Annotated in this window: 21 protein-coding genes and 7 tRNA genes; 11 read left to right on the top strand and 17 right to left on the bottom strand. The window is 62.3% G+C overall.

Going from position 1 to position 22904, the window contains the following annotated elements; translation table 11 throughout:
• Positions 1-2: 2 nt before the first annotated feature.
• A complete protein-coding gene (flgB, locus tag BMY03_RS18575) occupies positions 3-410 on the bottom strand; it encodes a flagellar basal body rod protein FlgB (protein WP_046854642.1) in 408 nt (135 codons plus the stop codon).
• Positions 411-739: 329 nt separating this feature from the next.
• Between flgB and BMY03_RS18570 the strand changes: the two genes are divergently transcribed.
• The gene (locus BMY03_RS18570) at positions 740-3346 is read left to right on the top strand and encodes an autotransporter family protein (RefSeq protein WP_244891335.1); all 2607 of its coding nucleotides are present in this window, start codon (positions 740-742) and stop codon (positions 3344-3346) included.
• Between the two features lie 71 nt (positions 3347-3417).
• Here the strand turns inward: BMY03_RS18570 and cheR are convergent, their stop codons facing one another.
• On the bottom strand, positions 3418-4245 hold the full coding sequence (gene cheR, locus BMY03_RS18565) for a protein-glutamate O-methyltransferase CheR (protein WP_046854641.1): 828 nt from the start codon (positions 4243-4245) through the stop codon (positions 3418-3420).
• A 51-nt stretch (positions 4246-4296) separates the two neighbouring features.
• Entirely contained in the window at positions 4297-5226 is a 930-nt protein-coding gene (locus tag BMY03_RS18560; RefSeq protein ID WP_046854640.1) for a chemotaxis protein CheV, read from the bottom strand.
• A gap of 64 nt (positions 5227-5290) precedes the next feature.
• On the opposite strand from BMY03_RS18560, the gene flgA reads away from it, so the two are divergent.
• The 4 genes from flgA (at position 5291) to BMY03_RS18540 (ending at position 7868) form a co-directional block, all read left to right on the top strand.
• The gene (gene flgA, locus BMY03_RS18555) at positions 5291-6040 is read left to right on the top strand and encodes a flagellar basal body P-ring formation chaperone FlgA (RefSeq protein ID WP_094011887.1); all 750 of its coding nucleotides are present in this window, start codon (positions 5291-5293) and stop codon (positions 6038-6040) included.
• A 175-nt stretch (positions 6041-6215) separates the two neighbouring features.
• Complete coding sequence (gene flgM, locus BMY03_RS18550; protein WP_046854639.1) at positions 6216-6530, top strand: flagellar biosynthesis anti-sigma factor FlgM; 315 nt, start codon at positions 6216-6218, stop codon at positions 6528-6530.
• Positions 6531-6577: 47 nt separating this feature from the next.
• Positions 6578-7045 (top strand): flagella synthesis protein FlgN, encoded by a 468-nt coding sequence (locus BMY03_RS18545; RefSeq protein ID WP_094011878.1) that lies wholly within the window; start codon positions 6578-6580, stop codon positions 7043-7045.
• A gap of 79 nt (positions 7046-7124) precedes the next feature.
• Positions 7125-7868 (top strand): flagellar brake protein, encoded by a 744-nt coding sequence (locus tag BMY03_RS18540; RefSeq protein ID WP_046854637.1) that lies wholly within the window; start codon positions 7125-7127, stop codon positions 7866-7868.
• Positions 7869-8019: 151 nt separating this feature from the next.
• Here BMY03_RS18540 and BMY03_RS18535 read toward each other — a convergent pair whose 3' ends face one another.
• From BMY03_RS18535 to bkdR, 3 genes are all read right to left on the bottom strand, one after another.
• Positions 8020-9345 (bottom strand): MFS transporter, encoded by a 1326-nt coding sequence (locus BMY03_RS18535; protein WP_094011877.1) that lies wholly within the window; start codon positions 9343-9345, stop codon positions 8020-8022.
• A gap of 130 nt (positions 9346-9475) precedes the next feature.
• The gene (locus BMY03_RS18530) at positions 9476-10717 is read right to left on the bottom strand and encodes a glutamine synthetase family protein (RefSeq protein WP_177182930.1); all 1242 of its coding nucleotides are present in this window, start codon (positions 10715-10717) and stop codon (positions 9476-9478) included.
• A gap of 204 nt (positions 10718-10921) precedes the next feature.
• Positions 10922-11410, bottom strand: coding sequence for a Bkd operon transcriptional regulator BkdR (gene bkdR, locus BMY03_RS18525; RefSeq protein ID WP_028691050.1), 489 nt, complete (start codon positions 11408-11410; stop codon positions 10922-10924).
• Between the two features lie 198 nt (positions 11411-11608).
• Between bkdR and BMY03_RS18520 the strand changes: the two genes are divergently transcribed.
• From BMY03_RS18520 to lpdA, 4 genes are read left to right on the top strand one after another with little or no spacing between them, the layout of a single operon-like run.
• Complete coding sequence (locus BMY03_RS18520) at positions 11609-12841, top strand: 3-methyl-2-oxobutanoate dehydrogenase (2-methylpropanoyl-transferring) subunit alpha (RefSeq protein ID WP_094011875.1); 1233 nt, start codon at positions 11609-11611, stop codon at positions 12839-12841.
• A 1-nt stretch (position 12842) separates the two neighbouring features.
• The gene (locus tag BMY03_RS18515) at positions 12843-13901 is read left to right on the top strand and encodes an alpha-ketoacid dehydrogenase subunit beta (RefSeq protein WP_038706568.1); all 1059 of its coding nucleotides are present in this window, start codon (positions 12843-12845) and stop codon (positions 13899-13901) included.
• Positions 13902-15170, top strand: a complete 1269-nt coding sequence (locus tag BMY03_RS18510; protein ID WP_094011874.1) for a dihydrolipoamide acetyltransferase family protein — start codon at positions 13902-13904, stop codon at positions 15168-15170.
• 2 nt (positions 15171-15172) lie between these two features.
• Entirely contained in the window at positions 15173-16552 is a 1380-nt protein-coding gene (gene lpdA, locus BMY03_RS18505; RefSeq protein ID WP_038706570.1) for a dihydrolipoyl dehydrogenase, read from the top strand.
• Between the two features lie 71 nt (positions 16553-16623).
• Here lpdA and BMY03_RS18500 read toward each other — a convergent pair whose 3' ends face one another.
• A complete protein-coding gene (locus BMY03_RS18500; RefSeq protein WP_023629442.1) occupies positions 16624-17622 on the bottom strand; it encodes a sensor domain-containing diguanylate cyclase in 999 nt (332 codons plus the stop codon).
• A gap of 256 nt (positions 17623-17878) precedes the next feature.
• Between BMY03_RS18500 and BMY03_RS18495 the strand changes: the two genes are divergently transcribed.
• Positions 17879-18403 carry a hypothetical protein gene (locus tag BMY03_RS18495; RefSeq protein ID WP_232888127.1) on the top strand — a complete coding sequence of 175 codons (525 nt, stop codon included), beginning with the start codon at positions 17879-17881 and terminating at the stop codon, positions 18401-18403.
• 46 nt (positions 18404-18449) lie between these two features.
• Here the strand turns inward: BMY03_RS18495 and BMY03_RS18490 are convergent.
• Together BMY03_RS18490 and phnN are read right to left on the bottom strand one after the other, a co-directional pair.
• A tRNA-Arg gene (locus BMY03_RS18490) sits at positions 18450-18526 on the bottom strand.
• Between the two features lie 74 nt (positions 18527-18600).
• Positions 18601-19224 (bottom strand): phosphonate metabolism protein/1,5-bisphosphokinase (PRPP-forming) PhnN, encoded by a 624-nt coding sequence (gene phnN / locus BMY03_RS18485; RefSeq protein ID WP_094011873.1) that lies wholly within the window; start codon positions 19222-19224, stop codon positions 18601-18603.
• A gap of 345 nt (positions 19225-19569) precedes the next feature.
• On the opposite strand from phnN, the gene BMY03_RS18475 reads away from it, so the two are divergent.
• Positions 19570-19896 (top strand): Arc family DNA-binding protein, encoded by a 327-nt coding sequence (locus BMY03_RS18475; protein ID WP_003254499.1) that lies wholly within the window; start codon positions 19570-19572, stop codon positions 19894-19896.
• A gap of 65 nt (positions 19897-19961) precedes the next feature.
• On the opposite strand, the gene mgtE is transcribed toward BMY03_RS18475, so the two are convergent.
• The 8 genes from mgtE to csrA all read right to left on the bottom strand — a co-directional run bounded on the left by mgtE (position 19962) and on the right by csrA (position 22871).
• Positions 19962-21404 carry a magnesium transporter gene (gene mgtE / locus BMY03_RS18470; RefSeq protein WP_023629439.1) on the bottom strand — a complete coding sequence of 481 codons (1443 nt, stop codon included), beginning with the start codon at positions 21402-21404 and terminating at the stop codon, positions 19962-19964.
• Positions 21405-21804: 400 nt separating this feature from the next.
• A tRNA-Arg gene (locus tag BMY03_RS18465) sits at positions 21805-21881 on the bottom strand.
• 72 nt (positions 21882-21953) lie between these two features.
• A tRNA-Arg gene (locus BMY03_RS18460) sits at positions 21954-22030 on the bottom strand.
• A 70-nt stretch (positions 22031-22100) separates the two neighbouring features.
• Positions 22101-22177 (bottom strand) — tRNA-Arg (locus BMY03_RS18455).
• A 70-nt stretch (positions 22178-22247) separates the two neighbouring features.
• A tRNA-Arg gene (locus tag BMY03_RS18450) sits at positions 22248-22324 on the bottom strand.
• Positions 22325-22394: 70 nt separating this feature from the next.
• Positions 22395-22471 (bottom strand) — tRNA-Arg (locus BMY03_RS18445).
• A 48-nt stretch (positions 22472-22519) separates the two neighbouring features.
• Positions 22520-22610, bottom strand: a tRNA-Ser gene (locus BMY03_RS18440).
• 72 nt (positions 22611-22682) lie between these two features.
• Positions 22683-22871 (bottom strand): carbon storage regulator CsrA, encoded by a 189-nt coding sequence (csrA, locus tag BMY03_RS18435; RefSeq protein WP_003254503.1) that lies wholly within the window; start codon positions 22869-22871, stop codon positions 22683-22685.
• Positions 22872-22904: the final 33 nt, after the last annotated feature.

Raw genomic sequence — 22904 nt, 5'->3', positions numbered from 1 at the left:
GGTCACTCTCCACGCAGGGCCGATACCAGCCCTTTGAATTTACTGTTGAGCAGGGTGAAGCTGGCCTGGAAGCCAACGGCGTTTTCCGCGTAGTTCGATTGTTCCAGGTGCGCGTCCACGGTGTTCTGGTCGATCGACGGCTGCATCGGCGTGCGGTACTTGAGCGTATCGTCCATCATGGCCAGGCCTTCGGCCTCGATATGACGGCTGTCGGTACGCTCCAGGGCTATGCGTCCCTTCTGCTGCTTGTCGGACTCGGCAGCGAGTACGGACGAGAAGTCCATGTCACGCGCCTTGTAGTTGGGAGTGTCGGCGTTGGCGATGTTGTTGGCCAGTACTTCGGCACGCTGGGCGCGAAAGCCCAGTGCCTTTTCGTGAATGCCAAGCGCCTTGTCGAAGCTGATGCTCATGTCGGGGACCTTTGAAGGTGACCAGAGTTCGTTTGCTATGGCTTTAGCAAGCCCTGTGCCAACCATCTTGAACCCCATGAGTACGGGGGTTTTGCCTGTTTCATACCGCACCTTATGCCAGAAAAGCGGCAATGTGCTTCCGCCTTGAGCTACCCAGGCGGCAATCGGCAGGCGGCAAAAGCGGCAAACCAAAAAATTGACGTCAAACAAACATGTCAATTGGCCACCAATCAGGTAGCATCCGCGTCCCGCGCATCACCACACGCACGTACGGTTTTCGCCCGCATGGATGCGCGCTGCTTTCATTACGATTTCAAAGGAAAGAAACCGTGCCACCGCTGAACCTACGCAAGACCCTCCTGGCCCTTCTGATCGGCGCCAGCCCTGCTCCCGCAATGGCCCTGCCCCAGACCATCGCCCTCACCGATGCCGGCTACAAGGGCGATCACCAATCCTACGCCGACGACCTTGAGTTCAGCGGAAGCTTCACCGGTCTGGGACAGGATGCGATCGTTCTGGCGAACAGCCAGGTAATGGGCAACCTGACCCTCGGCAGCGCCATCAACGACAACACCACGATTGCCGTGGACATGGTCCATCGCAGCGACGGCATTCGCATTACCGACACCGACCTCAGCGGCTTCCTGACCAACCGCGGCAACGTGATCACCACCAGCCTGGACGGCGCCGCCTTGCGCCTGAGCGCCAGCACCGTCGACGACGACCTCACCAACGAAGGCCTGCTCAAGGCCGGCACCAGCTTCTCGTACAACAATGGCGGCCCCACCTACGGCATCGACCTGTCCAGTTCCGGCAGCTCTATCAGCCGCATCCACGGCAACCTGGTCAACGCCGCAGGCGCCCGCATCATCGCCATCGGCCGCAACTCGCGCGCCATAAACCTGGCCGGCGCGAACCTGGAAGAGCGAGTGGTCAACCGTGGCGAGATCAGCGCGACAGGCCCCGGCGCCATCGCCATCCACGCCACGACGGACGCCAGCAACCGGCCGGCGGTGCTGGCCGGCATCGACAACCAGGGGCAGATCTTCGCCGGCGACCAAGGCGCGCAAGGCATCGTGCTGGATGGCGCGAGCCTCTTCGACAGCCTGGGGCGCCACATCGACAACAGTGGCAGGATCGTAGCGGCCGACACCGCCATCCGCATTGGCAACACCACCCTTGATGGCCCAGGCGTGCCGCCCTGGCAGAAAGCCAACGGCGACCTGAACATCTTCAACAGCGGCGAGATCTGGGGCAACGTCGCCATCGACGCCTCCGGCAGCAATCGCCCTGTCGAGTTGATCATGCGCAAAGGCAGCATGATCCAAGGCGACCTCCTTGGCCTGGCCAACATCGAAGTCGAAGGTGACAGCACCTACGGGGTTGCCTATGGCGGGCGCGGCAGCAACAGCATCCGCCTGGCGAACAACGGCTGGCTCGACGTCGGCGACAGCAGCGAGCCGCCGACCACGTTCAGCCTGCAGAGCCTCCACGCCACCCTCGATGGCAACCTGCGGGTAGCCGACAACTCGGCGCTGGGCATGTGGCTGGCAGCCAGCACCGACCCATCCACCGCTGTGCTCAAGGTCAGCGGTATCGCCGAATTCGGCCAGAACGCACGAATCCTGCTGGAACCCGAGGACACCGACTTCCAGGCCGGCGGCAGCCGCTACCTGTTGCTCGAGGCCGGCCAGGTGCAGGTACTCGATGCCGGCGGCCTTCAGGTCGACCCGGACGGCAAGCCCAAGGTGGCCAGCACCTCGGCCATGCTCGACGTACTGACCAGCACCCTCGACGACAACAAGGTCTACGCCGTCGTCAGCACCAAGCCCACCGAGGCACTCGACCAGATCGTCGCCGCCCAGGGCGGTAACGGCAACGCACAACAGGCATTGGGCAGCCTCTCCCAGGCAGGCCTGCTGGCACGCCTGGGCAATCAGGACCCGTTGTTCCTCGCCGCCGCCGGCGCCGACGAGGCGCAACTGGCCAGGCTCGCCGAACAGCTGGCACCCGAGGTCAGCGATGGCGCCCGACAGGCCGCCATCACCAGCCAACGCCTGATCGGCAACGCCATTGACGGCCGCACCCACAGCTTGCGCGCCCACACCGCCAACGCATCACCCCGCACGTCCGGGGTATGGATGCAGTCGCTGTACAGCGACGCCAGCCAGCAACAACGCGACGGCATTGCCGGCTATAACGCCTACAGCCGTGGCGTGGCGGTCGGTGCCGATGGACAGGTGAACGACCAGCTCACACTCGGCGCGGCCTACAGCTTCATCGATACCGACGTCAACGGCAGGCGCGGCAACAAGACCCAGGTGCAAAGCCATGCGTTTTCGCTGTATGGCAGCTACGCCCTGGACAACTACTTCGTCGATGCCAGCCTCACCTATGGCGTCAACGACAACGAAGGCAAGCGCGAGATCGCCGGCAGCCGCGCCAAGTCGGACTACGACAGCAACCTGCTGGGGCTGAACCTGATCGGCGGCTACGGCTGGCAGGTCAACCCGCGCCTGCTGGTCGAACCCCGTCTCGCCGCGCGCTACAGCCGCGTCGATATCGACAGCTACCGCGAGAAAGGCTCGTCCGCAGCGCTCAAGGTCAAGGACCAGCGCTACGAAGCCATCGAGCTGGGCGCGGGTATTCGCCTGGCTGGCAACCTGCCGCTGGGCGCCGGCAGTCTGGAGCCGCAGTTGAAGCTGATGGCCTACCACGACTTTGCCGCCGACCCGGTGCAGAACTCCTCATCTTTCGTACTCGGCAGCACACCGTTCGTCACCCGTGGCGCCAGCGTGTCGCGCAACAGCTATGAGGCCGGCGTGGGTGCCGACTACAAGCTGGGCGCCGTGAGCGTCGGCGTGAGCTACGACTACGTGACCAAGTCGGGCTTCGATGCCGATGTGTTTTCGGCGCAGGTGCGCTACGCGTTCTGATCGCAGGCAACGCTTTTCACACCACCAACAAAAAGGCCGGTATCTCGCGATACCGGCCTTTTTGTCGGGCCTCATTTGGCCTGGTAGATGATCCCCGGGCTGCACTGGACCATCTGGTAGTGGTCCGGCAGCCCGTTGAGCGCCTCGGACGCCCCGAGGAACAGATACCCCCCGGGCTTGAGCGTGGCGTGAATACGCATGAGGATGTCCTTCTTGACCTGGGCCGAGAAGTAGATCAACACGTTGCGGCAGAACACGATGTCGAACTTGCCCAGCGGCGCATAGCTGTCGAGCAGGTTGTAGGAACGGAACTCGACGCGACTGCGGATCGGCGGCTTGATCGCCCAGCGCCCCGGCCCCTTGGTGTCGAAATAGCGCTGCAGGCGCTCCTGCGACAGGCCACGGGCAATGGCCAGGCTGTCGTACTCACCGGTCTTGCAGTTGTTGAGCATGGCACCGGACAGGTCGGTGGCGACGATCTGCGCGCCCATTTTCAACTGACCCAGGTTGGTCCGCTCGAACTCGTCGATCGCCATCGACAGCGAGTACGGCTCCTGCCCCGATGAACAGGCCGCCGACCAGATGCGCAGGCGCTGGCCCGGGTTGTTCTTGATGAACTCCGGAATCACCTTGTTCTTGAGCACCTCGAACGGGTAGGTATCGCGAAACCACAGCGTCTCGTTGGTGGTCATGGCATCGACCACCTGCTCGCGCAAGCCACCGCGTGGCTGGGTCTGGATGCGCTGCACCAGCTCGCCCAGCGACTTGATGCCCTGTTGCTCCATCAGCTTGTTGAGACGGCTGGAGACCAGGTATTGCTTATTCTCGCCCAGCAGGATGCCACAGGCTTTCTCCAGGAATACCCGGAACTGTTCGAAATCCAAATTACCCGTAGACAATGCTGCCGCCTCTTCTTAAATCGCTAGCGCCGGGGGCGAACCCCGGCCGTTTCAATGACTCGCCTTGATCCGATCGACCACGCGCTGGGCGAGGTCATCCGGCCTGAACTTGGCCAGGAAGTCATCGGCACCGACCTTCTTGACCATCGCCTGGTTGAATACCCCGGACAACGAAGTATGCAGGCAGATGTGCAGTTTTTGCATGCGCGGATCGCTGCGGATCTCCGCCGTGAGGGTATAGCCGTCCATTTCCGGCATTTCAATATCCGAGATCATCATGAGGAACTCCTCCTCCGGACGCTTGCCCTCATCCACCAGCTTGCGCAGGTAATCCAGGGCCTGGCGACCATCGTTGAGCGCCACCACCTCGACCCCCACGGTCTGCAGGCATCGACTCACCTGCTTGCGCGCCACCGACGAATCATCGACGGTCAATACCCGCAACATCACCGCCTTGTCCTGTACCTCGGCATCGATCACACCTTCCGACACCGACTCGGAAGATGGCGCCACCTCGGCCAGCACCTTCTCCACATCGATGATCTCGACCATGCGGTTGTCGACGCGCGTCACGGCAGTCAGGTAGTGATCGCGCCCGGTACCCTTGGGTGGCGGATGGATCTCTTCCCAGTTCATGTTGACGATGCGCTCGACCGAGTGCACCAGGAAGCCCTGGGTCTTGGTGTTGTACTCGGTGATGATGACGAAACTCTTGCGTGTTTCTTCCTTCAGCCCTGGCAGACCGGTCGCCATCGACAGGTCGAGGATCGGGATCGTCGCCCCGCGTATGTTGGCCACGCCGCGCACCACCGGATGGGATTTGGGCAGCAGCGTCAGGTCGGGGCACTGCAGCACTTCCCGGACCTTGAAAACATTGATGCCGTAGAGCTGGTCGCCATTGAGGCGAAACAACAGCAGCTCCAGGCGATTCTGCCCCACCAGCTGTGTACGCTGATTGACCGAATCCATCACTCCAGCCATGCCGGACTCCTTCAACGATTACCCTGTGCAGCAAGTCGGCACGGGCTTTGCTTTTTTGAGCGTCATGCATACGAAAACGACATTTTTCCGACGACTGACGCGCCTGCTGACCGGCCCCCTGGCTGTGCTGTGCCTGGTAGCACCCGGCGCGCGTACGCTGGCGGACTCTTTTACCTTGCCTGAACAGCTTATCGGTGTCACTCAAGGCTTTCTTGAATTCACCGTCGAAGATTATCTGGCCACCACCCAGACTCAGGGCCGCTACGAGATCGAAGTCAACAAACTAGACCCACGCCTGCGCATGCCGCTGTGCAGCCAACAGTTGGACGCCTCGCTGGAAGGCTCGACCCCGCTGGGCCGGGTAACAGTGAAGGTGCGTTGCGACGGTGCCGCTCCCTGGACCGTATTCGTGCCCGCCCAGGTGCGCCTGCTGCGCGATGTCGTGGTGATGACCCGGCCCCTGAAGCGCGAAAGCGTCATCGATGAAAGCGATGTGGCCCTGCGCGAGCGCGATGTAGGCACACTGGGCCCCGGCTACCTGACCCTGCTGGAGCAGGCCGTGGGCATGAAACTGCTGCGTCCCACGGTACTTGACCAGGTTTTGACCCAACAGCACCTGGAACAGGCCGAAGTGGTGCGCAAAGGCGACCACGTAGTGATCATCGCCCGCAGTGGCAACCTGAGTGTGCGCATGCCGGGCGAAGCCCTCGACAAGGGTGGGATGCAATCGCAGATCCGCGTGCGCAACCTCAATTCCAAGCGGGTGATCAAGGCACGGGTAACCGGTGCCGGGCAAGTCGAGGTCGCCATGTAACCTGCCCTGCGTCAGGATTTCGACAGAAGGGTGGCGGTGTGCAACCTCGGCCCCTAAACTCTGTCAGATATCGGGATACGCAAGCCCGCTTCAGGCCGTATTGCATTCGTGCCTAAAGTTTTTTTCGGATTGGTCGAAAACAAGGCATGCGTCCTAATTCCCAGGGGTTTTGATCATGGTCATCGACTTCAGTCGTTTGAATAACTCTCCGTCCGTCACGGGCGGCGTTCGCGGCAACACCGCGTCCGGCAACGCCGCCAAAGCCGGCGAGGCCAACGAAGCGCCCAAGCACACCGGTGCCAGCGGAGAAACAGTACATCTGAGCCCAGAGGCCCAGCAATTGCAGAAGATCAGCGACAAGCTGCGCGATCAGCCCACCGTCAACAGTGCCCGCGTGGCCGAGTTGAAACAGGCCATCGCAGACGGCAGCTACAAGGTCGACGCCGACCGGGTCGCTAGCAAACTGCTTGATTTCGAAGCTCAGCGCTAACCACCAGGCGCGCTGACTTCAAGGACGCAACACGCCAAGAGTTAGCCATGCACGACATCACTCTGCTGCAACTGATCGAAGACGACTTAGCACCGACGCAGGAACTGCTCGACCTTCTGCAAAAGGAGGCAGTTGCCCTGCACGGTCGGGATATGGCCAAGCTGGAGCAGATCCTTGCCCGCAAGCAATCCCTGATCGTCCTGCTTGAGCAGCAGGGGCTGCGGCGCAACAACCTGCTTGTTGGGCTCGGCCTCAGCGCCGACCGTGCCGGCGTGAAAGCCGTCGCCGAGCTGTCGCCCAACGGCGAGATCATCATGCAGCAGCTCGATGTGCTGACCCAACTGATGGACAACTGCCAGCAGGTCAACGAGACCAACGGGCGGATCATCCAGGCGCAGCAACACGCCACGACCAATCAGATCAGAATCCTCATGGGCGGCGACTCCCCGTCGCTCTATGACAGCCGTGGCGCCACGTCGCCCATGGACAAGCCCCGGGCAATCAGCCAGGTTTGATTATTTGTTTCAAGGCACGGAACATACTGGCAAAATGCCGTAACTTGCGTGTGCCGTTTTGCCTGGAGATTGATAACCCGTGTTCAATGAATCCGATGCTCCCCAGCCCCCAAAGGTGCTGACCACCCCTTTGGAGATCGCGGCCAACTTGCGCCAGCTGCTGGATAGCCACGACCCGCTGATCATCAGCTTCCATGAGCGCAGCCAGCGGTTCCAGAGCTATGTAGTGCATGTCGACCGGGAAAGCGGTGTCCTGGCACTGGATGAAATGATCCCTCGCGACGGCGAGAAGTACATCGAGAGCGGCGAACCCTTCCGCATCGAAGGCTTCCACGACGGCGTGCGCATCGCCTGGGAAAGCAGCGTACCGCTGACCATCACCGAGATCGACGGCCACCGCTGCTACCGTGGCCCTCTGCCCGATGAAGTGACCTATCACCAGCGCCGCAATGCCTTCCGCGCCGCGCTGAAGCTGTCGCAACTGGTCGACGTGACCCTCGATGGCACCCACCTCAAGGGCAATGGCGCGCTGCGCGGCAAACTGCTGGATATCTCGGCCACCGGCTGCAAACTGCGCTTCGACGGCAACGTCGAGGATCGCCTGCAACTGGGCCAGGTCTACGAGCGCTTCAAGGCCGGCAACCCACTAGGGTTGACCGACACGCTGGTCGAACTGCGCCACCTGCACTTCGAAGAGCGCATCAACACCACCTTCGCCGGGGTACGCTTCCACAACCTCAACGGTCAGGCCCAGCGCAAGATCGAGAGCTTCGTCTACCAGCTGCAGCGTGAAGCGCGGCGGTTCGACAAGGACGACTATTGATCGTCGCCAGCCCATGAAAAACGCCACCCCTCGGGTGGCGTTTTCATTCGTGCGGAAGATAACCCAAGCCTCTGTAGAAGCGGCTTTAGCCGCGATACAGCCAACCCGGTGCCGACACCCGCTTCGCGGGTGATCGCGGCTGAAGCCGCTCCTACACAGTCCCTTCGACCTTAGGCGCCACCGTGCCCTTCTCATCCTCTTCGGTATCTTCCGCCGCCACCGGCGCCTGCATCACATCCTGCACCGTCTGTTCATCCACCCGTGGGTCGAGTGCCGCCGACAAGGGCGAGCCCGCCGCCGGCATAGCCACGTGCCCCAGTGGCGCATCCTGAACCTGATGCAGCCCGGTAACGGCCTTGGGCCGGATGCGCCACACCAGCACCAACGAGAAAAACACGAAAAAGGCGTAGAGCATCTGCGCGCCCAGCAGCTTCATCAGCACCCCGGCCGCCAACGGCCCGATACAGGCGCCCACACCATAGGTGACCAGCAGCATGGCAGTCAGCGAGACCCGCCGCTCGCTCTCCACGTGGTCATTGGAGAACGCCACCGCCAAGGGGTACAGGCAGAACTGCAACAGCGATATGACAAAGCCCATGGCGAACAGCAGCTCGAGCGGAACACCCGGCAGGATCGCCAGCGGCGCGGCGGCCAGTGCCAGGCCGATGGCCACGCTGCGGATCAGCACGGCGCGGTCATAGCGGTCGGAAAGCCAGCCCAGAGGCCACTGCACCAGCAGCCCGGCAAAGATGCAGCAGCCCATGAACAGGCCGATCTGCTCGGTGCTCAGCCCCTGGCTGGACGCATACAGCGGCGCCAGGCCATAGAAAGAGCCGACGATCAGGCCCGAACCGAGTACCGTGGACAGCGATTGCGGCACGCGCTTGATGAAGAACTTCGGCTCCATCGGCGCCGGGCGCAACGGTGCGGGGTGAATGCGCCGGGTCATGGCCACCGGCACCAGGCACAAGGCAAAGCACATCGCCACCAGCATCAGCAGCTCCGGCCCCAGTTGCGGGTGCACTACGAGGATCAGCTGGCCGAGTACCAGCCCCAGGTAAGAGGCGATCATGTAGCCGCTGAACACCGCGCCGCGGTGCTTGGCGTCGGCCTGTTCATTGAGCCAGCTCTCGATGACCATGTACTGGCACATCATCCCCAGGCCGACGATCATGCGCAGTCCGACCCAGGCCGGCAGCCAGTTGGTCAGCCCATGCCCGAGCACCGCGGCGCCGACGATGCCGGCACAAGTGGCATAGGCACGAATATGCCCGACCCGGCCGATCAATCGGTGCCCTACCTTGCCCCCCACCGCCAGGCCGAAGTAGTTGGCCGCCATCAGCGCACCGATCCACAGGCTATCGACATGATCGGCGGCCAGGCGCAAGGCCAGGTAGGTACTCAGCAGGCCCGAGCCGATCAGCATCATCAAGGCAGCGAAGTAAAGCGACTGAAACGGCTTCCAGATATTTCGCATACGTTCCGTCAAGCTCCTTGACCAGGTGGCGTTGGGTTGCAGGCAAGCATAAAAGCAAATCCATCTTGGCACAGGCCCCCAAGCATCAAAAAGAGCCGTGGGGGCGCATCCAGTAGCGGTCGTGTCGCGCTCAGGCCTGCGCGGCCAGCACACGACGCTCCCAGGGGGTGATTTCATCGAAGAAATCGCTCAGCTCCAAGGTCTTGGTGGCGATGTAGCCTTCGATGAACTCCCTGCCGAACAGTTCCCGCGCCAGGCCGCTGCGCTTGAGCCGCTCAAGCGCGGCATGCAGGGTGCAAGGCAGGCTCAGGTGCTCCGGCACCTCGAACTCGCCCTGGATGGCCGGCGTCGGCGCAATCTGCCGTTCGATACCGTACAGGCCGGCGGCGAGGCTTGCGGCAATGGCCAGGTAAGGGTTGGCATCGGCGCCCGGAAGGCGATTTTCCACCCGCCGCGCCACAGGCGCGCTGGCCGGGATGCGCAGGCCCGCGGCACGGTTGTCCTCGGACCAGCAAGCGTTGTTCGGTGACGCATAGGGGTGGCACAGGCGCTGGTAGGAATTGACGTTCGGCGCGAACAGCGCGGTGAAATCGGCCAGGCAGGCCTGCAGGCCACCGATGAAATGGTGGAAGGTGTCGGTCGCCCTACCCTGCTCGTCGCTGAACACGTTGCGCCGACTGCCGACCTCCACCAGGCTCTGGTGAATGTGCATCGAACTGCCGGGCGTGTGCGCCAGTGGCTTGGCCATGCACACTACGGTCAGACCATACTTGAGCGCGACCTCCTTGAGCAGGTGCTTGAACAGGAAGGTCTGGTCGGCCAGCAGCAAAGGATCGCCGTGCAGCAGGTTGATCTCGAACTGGCTGACGCCCATCTCGTGCATGAAGGTGTCGCGTGGCAGGCCCAGCGCCGCCATGCAGCGGTACACCTCGTTGAAGAACGGGCGCAGACCGTTGTTGGAGCTGACGCTGAAGGCCGAGTGGCCCATCTCCCGGCGTCCGTCCTTGCCTAGCGGCGGCTGGAATGGCTGGCTCGGGTCGCTGTTGGCGGCAAAGACGAAGAACTCCAGCTCGGTCGCCACCACCGGTGCCAGCCCGCGCTCGGCGTACCTGGCGATCACCGCCTTGAGCTGGCCACGGCTGGACAACCCCGAAGGAGTGCCATCGAGTTCCACCGCATCGCAGATCGCCAATGCCCGAGGTTCGTCGCTCCAGGGCAGGCGGTGGATCTGCGAGGGTTCGGCCACCAGCGCGAGGTCGCCATCGTCGCTGCCATAGTATTTTGCCGCCGGGTAACCGCCCATGATGCACTGCAGCAGCACGCCACGGGCCATCTGCAGGCGGCGCCCCTCGAGGAAGCCCTCGGCGGTCATCACCTTGCCGCGGGGCACGCCGTTGAGGTCGGGGGTGACGCACTCGATTTCATCGATGCCCTCCAGGAGCACTGCCTGGTTGCGCGGGCCTTCGGTCGTCATGACGCTGTCCTTCTTGTTGTGTTCGCATGCCGGGAATGGCGACGCACACAACATAGGCCGGGGGTGTTTAAAATATCAAGCACCCCAGGCACCGCGCCCGGATCATTGCTCGCGCAACGTCATGCCATTGGCCGGCAGCGGCAACGCGGTCTTGTAGCGCACCTGCTTCAAGGCAAAGCTGGAGCGAATGTTCGCCACCCCGGGCAAGCGGGTCAGGTAATCGAGAAAGCGCTCCAGTGCCTGGATGCTTGGCAGCAGCACCCGCAGCAGGTAGTCCGGATCCCCGGTCATCAGGTAACACTCCATCACCTCCGGGCGCTCGGCAATTTCTTCCTCGAAGCGATGCAGCGACTGCTCCACCTGCTTTTCCAGGCTAACGTGGATGAACACATTCACATCCAGACCCAGCGCCTCGGGCGACAGTAGCGTGACCTGCTGGCGGATCACCCCCAGCTCCTCCATGGCCTTGACCCGATTGAAGCACGGCGTGGGCGACAGGTTGACCGAGCGCGCCAGCTCCGCGTTGGTGATGCGGGCGTTTTCCTGCAGGCTGTTGAGGATGCCGATATCCGTTCGATCCAGTTTACGCATGAGAGAAATTGACCTGGTTTTTGTGTTTGTACGGAATGTTTATCTGCGCCACAGGAGAAAGGCAACGAACTTGAGAGAAAAATTCTCCTGCCGTCCCCCTATGATGTAAAAAGACGCTGACCTGCCAGTCACGAGCCGGCAGTCAGCGGCGGCCGCTTCAAAGCTCACAAAAACAACATTCGAGCGAGCGTAAAAAGCATGAACGAGTACGCCCCCCTGCGTCTGCATGTGCCCGAGCCTACAGGCCGGCCAGGCTGCCAGACCGATTTCTCCTACCTGCGCCTGAACGACGCCGGTCAAGTCCGTAAACCCCCTATCGATGTGGAAGCCGCCGACACCGCGGACCTTTCCTACAGCCTCGTGCGCGTGCTCAACGAGCATGGCGACGCCGTTGGCCCGTGGGCCGAGGGCATCGAGCCGCAGGTGCTGCGCCAGGGCATGCACGCCATGCTCAAGACGCGCATCTTCGACAGCCGCATGGTGGTTGCCCAGCGTCAGAAGAAGATGTCCTTCTACATGCAGAGCCTGGGCGAGGAAGCCATCGGCAGCGGCCAGGCCCTGGCCCTGAACCGCACCGACATGTGCTTCCCCACCTATCGCCAACAGAGCATCCTGATGGCCCGCGACGTGTCGCTGGTCGACATGATCTGCCAGCTGCTGTCCAACACCCGTGACCCGCTCAAGGGCCGCCAGCTGCCGATCATGTATTCGGTGCGCGAGGCCGGCTTCTTCACCATCAGCGGCAACCTGGCCACCCAGTTCGTCCAGGCGGTCGGCTGGGCCATGGCCTCGGCGATCAAGGGCGATACCAAGATCGCCTCGGCATGGATCGGCGACGGCGCCACTGCCGAGTCCGACTTCCACACCGCGCTGACCTTCGCCCACGTCTACCGCGCCCCGGTGATCCTCAACGTGGTCAACAACCAGTGGGCGATCTCGACCTTCCAGGCCATCGCCGGGGGCGAGTCGACCACCTTCGCCGGCCGTGGCGTGGGTTGCGGCATCGCTTCGCTGCGTGTCGACGGCAACGACTTCATCGCGGTCTACGCCGCTTCGCGCTGGGCCGCCGAACGCGCTCGCCGCGGCCTGGGCCCGACGCTGATCGAATGGGTCACCTACCGTGCCGGCCCGCACTCGACTTCGGACGATCCGTCCAAGTACCGCCCGGCCGACGACTGGAGCCACTTCCCACTAGGCGACCCGATCGCCCGCCTCAAGCAGCACCTGATCAAGCTTGGCCACTGGTCCGAGGAAGAGCACCAGGCGGTCACCGCCGAGCTCGAGGCCGAGGTGATCAAGGCGCAGAAGGACGCCGAACAGTTCGGCACTCTGAGCAACGGCCATATCCCCAGCGCCGCGTCGATGTTCGAGGACGTGTACAAGGAAATGCCCGACCACTTGCGCCGTCAGCGCCAGGAACTGGGGGTCTGAGATGAACGATCACAACAACAGCATCCATCTGGAAAACGCCATGTCCACCACCACCATGACCATGATCCAGGCCCTGCGCTCGGCCATGGATGTCATGCTCGAGCGCGATGACAACGTGGTGGTCTATGGCCAGGACGTTGGCTACTTCGGCGGCGTGTTCCGCTGCACCGAAGGCCTGCAGACCAAGTACGGCAAGTCCCGCGTGTTCGACGCGCCGATCTCCGAAAGCGGCATCGTCGGCACCGCCGTGGGCATGGGCGCCTATGGCCTGCGCCCGGTGGTCGAGATCCAGTTCGCCGACTACTTCTACCCCGCCTCCGACCAGATCGTCTCGGAAATGGCCCGCCTGCGCTATCGCTCGGCCGGTGAGTTCATCTCCCCGCTGACCCTGCGCATGCCTTGCGGTGGCGGCATCTACGGCGGCCAGACCCATAGCCAGAGCCCCGAGGCGATGTTCACCCAGGTCTGCGGCCTGCGCACCGTCATGCCATCGAACCCCTACGACGCCAAGGGCCTGCTGATCGCCTCGATCGAATGCGACGATCCGGTGATCTTCCTTGAGCCCAAGCGCCTGTACAACGGCCCGTTCGACGGCCACCACGACCGTCCGGTGACGCCGTGGTCCAAGCACCCGCACAGCGCCGTGCCGGATGGCTACTACAGCGTGCCGCTGGACAAGGCGGTGATCACCCGCCCGGGCAACGACGTCACCGTGCTGACCTACGGCACCACCGTGTATGTGTCGCAAGTAGCGGCCGAAGAGAGCGGCGTCGACGCCGAGGTCATCGACCTGCGCAGCCTGTGGCCGCTGGACCTGGAGACCATCGTCGAGTCGGTGAAGAAAACCGGCCGCTGCGTGGTCGTGCACGAAGCCACTCGCACCTGCGGCTTCGGCGCGGAACTGGTATCGCTGGTCCAGGAGCACTGCTTCCATCACCTCGAAGCGCCGATCGAGCGCGTCACCGGCTGGGATACCCCCTACCCCCACGCACAGGAATGGGCCTACTTCCCCGGCCCTTCGCGGGTAGGCGCGGCACTGAAACGGGTCATGGAGGTCTGAATGGGCACGCACGTCATCAAGATGCCGGACATTGGCGAAGGCATCGCGCAGGTCGAGTTGGTGGAATGGTTCGTCAAGGTCGGCGATGTGATCGCCGAAGATCAAGTGGTGGCCGATGTCATGACCGACAAGGCCACCGTGGAAATCCCTTCGCCGGTCAGCGGCAAGGTGCTGGCCCTGGGCGGCCAGCCTGGTGAGGTGATGGCGGTCGGCAGCGAGCTGATCCGCATCGAAGTCGAAGGCAGCGGCAATCATGTCGACACGCCTCAGGCCAAACAGGCCGAGCCGGCACCTGCAGCGGTACAGGCCGCGGCCCGCCCCGAGCCCCGCGTCGAGCCCCAGCCGCAGGTTGCCGCGACCCACGCAGCCGCGCCCATCGTGCCGCGCGAGGCCCATGACAAGCCGCTGGCCTCCCCGGCGGTACGCAAGCGTGCCCTGGATGCCGGTATCGAACTGCGCTACGTACACGGTAGCGGCCCGGCCGGGCGCATCCTGCACGAAGACCTCGACGCCTTCATCAGCAAGCCGCAGAGCAGTGCCGGGCAGGCACCCGGAGGCTACGGCAAACGCACCGACAGCGAGCAGGTGCCGGTGATCGGCCTGCGCCGCAAGATCGCCCAGCGCATGCAGGACGCCAAGCGTCGTGTCGCCCACTTCAGCTACGTCGAAGAAATCGACGTCACTGCCCTCGAGGCCCTGCGCCAGCAGCTCAACGCCAAGCATGGCGACAGCCGCGGCAAGCTGACCCTGCTGCCGTTCCTGGTGCGCGCCATGGTCGTCGCCCTGCGCGACTTCCCGCAGATCAACGCCACCTACGACGACGAAGCCCAGGTCATCACCCGCCACGGCGCGGTGCACGTCGGCATCGCCACCCAGGGTGATAACGGCCTGATGGTGCCCGTGCTGCGCCATGCCGAAGCCGGCAGCCTGTGGAGCAACGCCAGCGAGATCGCCCGTGTCGCTCACGCGGCGCGCAACAACAAGGCCAGCCGTGAAGAGCTGTCCGGTTCGACCATCACCCTGACCAGCCTCGGCGCCCTCGGCGGCATCGTCAGCACCCCGGTGGTCAACACCCCGGAAGTGGCGATCGTCGGCGTCAACCGCATGGTCGAACGACCGGTCGTGATCGACGGCCAGATCGTCGTGCGCAAGATGATGAACCTGTCCAGCTCGTTCGACCACCGCGTGGTCGATGGCATGGATGCCGCACTGTTCATCCAGGCCGTGCGCGGCCTGCTGGAACAGCCTGCCTGCCTGTTCGTGGAGTGATCATGCAAGAGCTCATCAACACCACCCTGCTGATCATCGGTGGCGGCCCCGGCGGCTATGTGGCCGCCATCCGCGCCGGGCAACTGGGCATCCCCACCGTGCTGGTCGAAGGCCAGGCCCTGGGCGGCACCTGCCTGAACATCGGCTGCATTCCGTCCAAGGCGCTGATCCACGTGGCCGAGCAGTTCCACCAAGCCAGCCGCTACACCGAACCTTCACCGCTGGGCATCAGCGTGTCCTCGCCGCGCCTGGACATCAGCCGCAGCGTCGAGTGGAAGGACGGCATCGTCGACCGCCTCACCAGCGGCGTCGCCGCGCTGCTGAAAAAGCACGGTGTGAAGGTGATCCATGGTTGGGCGAAGATCCTCGATGGCAAGAGCGTCGAAGTCGAAGGCCAGCGCATCCAGTGCGAACACCTGCTGCTGGCCACCGGCTCCAGCAGTGTCGAACTGCCGATGCTGCCGATTGGCGGGCCGATCATTTCCTCCACAGAGGCCCTGGCGCCCAAGGCCATGCCCGAGCACCTGGTGGTGGTCGGCGGCGGCTACATCGGCCTGGAACTGGGTATCGCCTACCGCAAGCTGGGCGCCAAGGTCAGCGTGGTGGAAGCCCGCGAACGCATCCTGCCGACCTACGACGCGGAGCTCACCGCGCCGGTGGCCGACTCGATCAAGAAACTCGGCATCGCCCTGTACCTGGGCCACAGTGTCGAAGGCTATGCCGACGGCTGCCTGCTGGCCAGCGACGGCCAGGGTGGGCAACTGCGCCTGGAAGCTGACCAGGTGCTGGTGGCCGTGGGTCGCCGTCCACGCAGCAAAGGTTTCGGCCTGGAAAGCCTGGACCTGAAGATGAACGGCGCCGCCATCGCCATTGATGAGCGCTGCCAGACCAGCATGCGCAACGTCTGGGCCATCGGCGACGTGGCCGGCGAGCCGATGCTGGCGCACCGGGCCATGGCCCAGGGCGAGATGGTCGCCGAGATCATCGCCGGCAAGACGCGACGTTTCGAGCCGGCCGCAATCGCCGCGGTGTGCTTCACCGACCCGGAAGTGGTGGTGGTCGGCAAGACCCCGGAACAGGCCGGCCAGCAAGGTGTGGATTGCATCGTCGCGCAGTTCCCCTTCGCCGCGAATGGCCGGGCCATGAGCCTGGAGTCGAAGAGCGGCTTCGTGCGCGTGGTGGCTCGCCGTGACAACCATCTGATCCTCGGCTGGCAAGCCGTGGGCGTGGCAGTTTCCGAACTGTCCAGTGCCTTCGCCCAGTCCCTGGAGATGGGCGCGCGCCTGGAAGACATCGCCGGGACCATCCATGCCCACCCGACGCTGGGCGAGGCGGTACAGGAAGCGGCGCTGCGCGCCCTGGGGCACGCACTGCACATCTGATTGAAGACACTGAAGCGGCACTAGCCGATTTGGCCCGCTGCGCCCCAGGCGCCGCGGGTCTTTTTTGACCATCACTCGGCTACGGTGTTCTTGCCATCCGCCTTGGCCCGATACAGCGCCTGATCCGCCCGTGCCAGCAACCCGCCGACATCGTCACCCTCACGCCACTGCACCACGCCATAGCTCATGGTCAGCCGACACGTGCCGATGGGCTCGATCGCCGCCATCGCCGTGCGGATCGCCGACGCCACCTCACAGGCCTGTTCCAGCGATGTGCGCGGCAACACCACGGCAAACTCATCACCTCCCCAGCGGGCCAGCAGCCCCCGACCACCCAGGCACTGACGGATGCGCTCGGTGACCTCGATCAACGCGGCATCCCCGCGGGCATGACCGTGCAGGTCGTTGATCGGCTTGAAGTCGTCCAGGTCCATGGCGATCAATGCCAGTGGCTCACGGAAGCGCCGGGCGCGCTCACACTCCTGCTGGAGCGTTTTCTCCAGGCGATAGCGGTTGGCGGTACGGGTCAACGCATCCCGCTCGGCCAGCTCGCGGTTCTCATCCAGTTGCCGCTGCAATTGCTGGTTGACCCATGACAGCTCACGGGTACGTTCGGCCACCTGGCCCTCCAGCGATTGGTTGCGCTGTTCGAGCTCCTCCACCAGGCGCTTGCCTGCGTCGATATTGCGATGGGCCCCGAGCATTCGCGCCACCGAGCCATCGGCGTTGCGGGCGATGATATGGCCGCTGTCCTCGACCCACAGGTAACTGCCATCCTGGCAACGGCACCGGTACTCGATGCGGTAGCGCTCGTTGCGCTGGGTGATATAGGCCTCGAAATGCGCCATCACCCGCGGATAGTCCTGCGGGTGTATCACGCTTTCCCAGGTCAGCACGGAGTTGTCCAGCGAGTGACTGGGGTAACCCAGCATCGCGTACCAGCCCGGGTTGCGGTAGACGTAGCCGCTGTTGGCATCCCAGTCCCAGATGCCGTCGCTGATCAGTTCGAACAAGGTGTGCAATTGCTGCTCGGTGAAGCCAGCCGGTATCGGCTTTGCTGCCTGACTCATGGACGCTCTCCCTGTTGCCCAGCAACTGCGCCCCGTAACCGGTGCTGCCGACACTTGCTATTTTTTGCCGCTAGCGGCAATACCGTTCCTCTGCCGGGCAAGCATATTCCGAGCGAAAGGTCGCCGGAATAGCCCTTACGGCCTATTTTGCCGCTCCACCACCGCTGGCACAGCTTTTGCCCCTTTAGTCGCCTCTCTAACAGTCGTTCATGGAGGAAACATGCTTATCACAGCGAACGGCCTGGGGTGGCAGACCGTGCAGCAACAGCAACGCAGCGTTCTCGAACAGTCTGCAGCACAGTTGCCTGCGCTCCAGCCGCTGATGGCCAGCGCGAAAACCTCAGCACAGCAGAACAATCAGGGCAGCACTTCGCAGCAACACGCCGAAGACAATCGCAAGGAGGCCTTCGCCAAGCTGATGGTCATGCTGCAGAATCCGGACGCGGCCAAGCGTGAACAGGCCAGCGTGGGCAAACAGGAAGGATCCAGCGCCCTACAGGAGTTTCGCGATTACATGGCCAAGTCGCCGGCAGAGAAGATCAAGGAAAAGATGCTTCAGGAGCTCGGCTTGAGTCCGGAGGAGTACGACGCGTTGCCGCCCGAGCAAAAAATGAGGGTCGATCAGCTGATCGCTCGACGTATGCAGGAAGAGATTGAAGCGAAGGTCCAGGCCAAGGTCGAACATCAGGCGCAAAACGCGCAGGTCGCCAGCCAGTCGCAGGGCAGGCTAGCCTCTGAGGATGCCCGGGATACCGAGCAACGTTACAGCGCCCAGCTCTGAGGCAGGTACGCGGGCACACTGGGCTATGGAAAAGCACAAGGGGAAATGGCGTCCCAGGCAGGATTTGAACCTGCAACCTTCCCCTTAGGAGGGGGATGCTCTATCCAATTGAGCTACTGAGACACTGGAGCCAACAGCGGACGCTGTACGGCGGGGACGGCGAGCATGTTAACCAGCATGTGCGCATTTGTCATGTATCAATCGGGCATTATGCACGTCGGCCTTTTACCCTCCGTGTCAGCGATCACGCCTTCGCTACGCAACAGTGCAATCAACGCCTCCACCGCACCGGCCAACGACCCGGAATTGTCCACGACATGCACGCCGGAATCGTAGGCCTGCAGCCTGAAGTTTCGGGCCAGGCGCTGCTCGATCTGCTCGGTGCTCTCCCGCCCCCGGGCTAGCAAGCGCTGGCGCAGTACCAGCGGTGAAACGACCAGCCCCACGGCCACGAGGTCGGGATAGCGCTGCCGGGCAATCGGCAGGTACGCCCGGGAACCGTTGACCAGTACCGAGCGCCCTGCAGCGAGCCAGAGATCCAGCTGTGCTGGGATGCCATAGCGCAGGCCATTGGCCTGCCAGTCCAACGCAAAGGCCCCCGCTTCGCGCATCGCCTCGAAACGTTCTGCGCTCACGCCATGCGCGGCTTCACCCTTTGCTTCGGCAGAGCGCGTGATGACCCTCCGGGCGGTTTCAATCCCTTGGGCGAGCAATCGCTCACGGACCGCCTCGAGTAGGGAATCTTTTCCCGCCCCAGACGGTCCCATGAGGTATATCAAGCGACCCCTTGAGGCCGCCCCACCGCTTGCGTCATATTGCATAGCCACTATGCTCAATGTATGGAAAACCAGCGCATTTAGTGATTTTCCCTGACCCTTTGCTGTCTTTTACCAGATTTTGACGGCATTTGTCTGACACCTGTGCAATTCGATGAATGTGAAACTTTTCAAACCAGTGCTCATTTCTGATAATTGGTACTGGCAAAAAGCCTTTATCGAGATCACTATTTGTCACAGAATTGACGCCAAGGAAACGGCGACCATGAGGCAAGATGAAGAACCAAAATCACATCACGGTTGAACATTTTGTCGTCGCCGCGGTCGTACTTCCACCGTGCGGCCAATTTGAGAACCGCTCCCCTGAACCAGAACAACCGGTCAATTTATATGCGCCCAATGAAACAGGCTATCTACTCCAGCCGCACCGCTGACAAGTTTGTCGTCCGCCTGCCAGACGGGATGCGTGAGCGCATTGCCGAGGTAGCGCGCAACCATCACCGCAGCATGAACTCCGAGATCATCGCCCGCCTGGAGCAGAGTCTCATCCAGGAAGGTGCTCTGGGTGACGAGCTGAGCATGCGCCTGGACAGCCCAGAGCTCAGCCTTCACGAACGCGAACTGCTGCAACGCTTCCGCCAGTTGTCCCACCGCCAGCAGAATGCGCTGGTCGCCCTCATCGCTCACGATGTGGAAATGGCCGCCGACGCGTCCTGATCCAACCAAGCGCACACAAAAAAGCCAGCGTAAGCTGGCTTTCTTGTTTCTGGCGCTCCCTCGACCTACATCAGGAACAGCGTTGCCAGGCCGAGGAAGATAAAGAATCCACCGCTGTCGGTGACGGCAGTGATCATCACGCTCGACCCCATTGCCGGATCTCGGCCCAGGCGCGTCAGCGTCATCGGGATCAGTACACCCATCAGCGCTGCCAGCAGCAGGTTCAAGGTCATCGCGGCGGTCATGACCAACCCCAACGACCAACTGCCGTACAGCCAGAACGCCACCACCCCGATCACACCACCCCAGACCAGGCCATTGATCAACGATACCGCCAGCTCCTTGCGCATCAGACGGCTGGTGTTGCCCGGTGACACCTGGTCCAGTGCCATGGCGCGAACGATCATGGTGATGGTCTGGTTGCCGGAGTTACCGCCGATACCGGCAACGATCGGCATCAATGCCGCCAGGGCCACCAGCTTCTCGATGGAGCCTTCGAACAGGCCGATCACCCGCGACGCCACAAACGCGGTGATCAGGTTAATGGCCAGCCAGGCCCAACGGTTGCGCAGCGAGCGCCAGACCGAGGCAAAGATGTCTTCCTCCTCGCGCAGACCGGCCATGTTGAGCACTTCGCTCTCACTTTCCTCACGGATCAGATCGACCATTTCATCGATGGTCAGGCGGCCGATCAAGCGCTCTTTCTTGTCCACCACCGGAGCGGAGACCAAGTCGTATCGCTCGAAGGCCTGAGCCGCGTCGTAGGCATCTTCCTCGGGGTGAAAGGTCACCGGGTCATTGGCCATGACCTCCGCGACTTTCTTGTCCGGGTCGTTGACCAACAAGCGCTTGATGGGCAGCACGCCCTTGAGAATACCGTCGTAATCGACCACGAACAGCTTGTCGGTGTGCCCTGGCAGCTCTTTGAGCCGGCGCAGGTAGCGCAATACCACTTCGAGACTGACATCTTCGCGGATGGTGACCATCTCGAAGTCCATCAACGCACCGACCTGCTCCTCGTCGTAGCTCAGAGCCGAGCGCACACGCTCGCGCTGCTGGGCATCGAGGCTCTCCATGAGCTCATGAACGACATCGCGAGGCAATTCCGGAGCCAGGTCGGCGAGTTCGTCGGCGTCCATCTCCTTGGCGGCCGCCAGCAACTCGTGATCGTCCATGTCGGCGATCAGGGTCTGGCGCACGGCATCGGAGACTTCAAGCAGGATGTCGCCGTCACGGTCGGAGCGCACCAACTGCCAGACCGTCAGGCGATCGTCCAGGGGCAGGGCTTCGAGGATGTAGGCGATGTCGGCGGGGTGCAGGTCGTCGAGCTTGCGCTGCAGCTCGACCAGGTTCTGGCGGTGGACCAGGTTTTCCACCAGGTCATGGTGATGACCTTCCTGACGGTGCGTCAGGTCCTCGACCACCCGCTGGCGCTGCAACAGTTCGATCACCTGGGCCAGGCGATCCTGCAGGCTGTCTTGGGTTTTCTTTACTTCGATTTCGGTCATAGGCGAACTCCACTCCCAGCAGCGGAGCACGCCGGGAGAATCAATCGGTCAGATCTGTCTGTATGAAGCGTGTTAGCGAGTAACTACTGGGTAAGTCCATGGTGGTATTCCACAAGCCCCGGCGGGGCTGACGGGCGCAATCATACACTGTGCAAGCTGTCGGATCGCTTAAATTTTTGGCTAGAACAATCGTTTGCGCGCTAAAGCTATGACAACGCTCGAAGCCATCAGTGCGACGGTTGCTCTGGCGTTAAAAGCACATTCGTTTTGTATCGACTCGATCTACAGCAGCAGATCCTTGCAAGGTTCGCCTACAGCAGTAGCTTAGATGGACATCTGCGACAATTCAGCGCATACGGAAAACAAAAAGCCCGCTCAAATGAGCGGGCTTCTTGATGTATGGCGGACTCAGCAGGATTCGAACCTGCGACCGCTCGGTTCGTAGCCGAGTACTCTATCCAGCTGAGCTATGAGTCCGTGGTGGTAGTTTTAGGCCAGATTACCACTGGCTTGTTGAAGCGTCTTTGCAAGCAGAGCCACTTCAAAAAGTGGCGGACTCAGCAGGATTCGAACCTGCGACCGCTCGGTTCGTAGCCGAGTACTCTATCCAGCTGAGCTATGAGTCCGTGGGGTAGTTTTAGACCAGATTACCACTGGTTGATTGAAGCAGCCTCGCAAGCAAAGCCACTTCAAAAGTGGCGGACTCAGGAGGATTCGAACCTCCGACCGCTCGGTTCGTAGCCGAGTACTCTATCCAGCTGAGCTATGAGTCCGTGGGGTAGTTTTAGACCAGATTACCACTGGTTGATTGAAGCAGCCTCGCAAGCAAAGCCACTTCAAAAGTGGCGGACTCAGGAGGATTCGAACCTCCGACCGCTCGGTTCGTAGCCGAGTACTCTATCCAGCTGAGCTATGAGTCCGTGGGGTAGTTTTAGACCAGATTACCACTGGTTGATTGAAGCAGCCTCGCAAGCAAAGCCACTTCAAAAGTGGCGGACTCAGGAGGATTCGAACCTCCGACCGCTCGGTTCGTAGCCGAGTACTCTATCCAGCTGAGCTATGAGTCCGTGTCTTGCTGTGCCATTCGAATCGCTTGAAGCGCTTCAGGCAAATAATGGCGGTGAAGGGGGGATTCGAACCCCCGATACCCTTATGAGGTATACTCCCTTAGCAGGGGAGCGCCTTCGGCCACTCGGCCACCTCACCGCAACACGAGGCGAATATTAAACACACCCTTCCTCGTTTGCAACCCTTTTTTTGAAAAAAACTTCAAAAGAATTAAAGGCTTGGCTCCTCGTCCTTCTCTTTCTTGATCCGCAGGTAGATTTCCTCGCGGTGAACGGCCACTTCTTTCGGCGCGCTCACGCCGATACGCACCTGGTTGCCTTTGACACCCAGGACCGTCACGGTGATCTCACCGTCACCAATGATCAGGCTCTCGGCGCACCGACGAGTCAGAATCAGCATAGTTTTCTCCTCACATGAATCTTCAGGGACAAC

The organism is Pseudomonas soli (assembly GCF_900110655.1).
GTDB classification, from domain to species: Bacteria; Pseudomonadota; Gammaproteobacteria; order Pseudomonadales; family Pseudomonadaceae; genus Aquipseudomonas; species Aquipseudomonas soli.
This window is presented reverse-complemented; position numbering and strand designations above follow the sequence as displayed.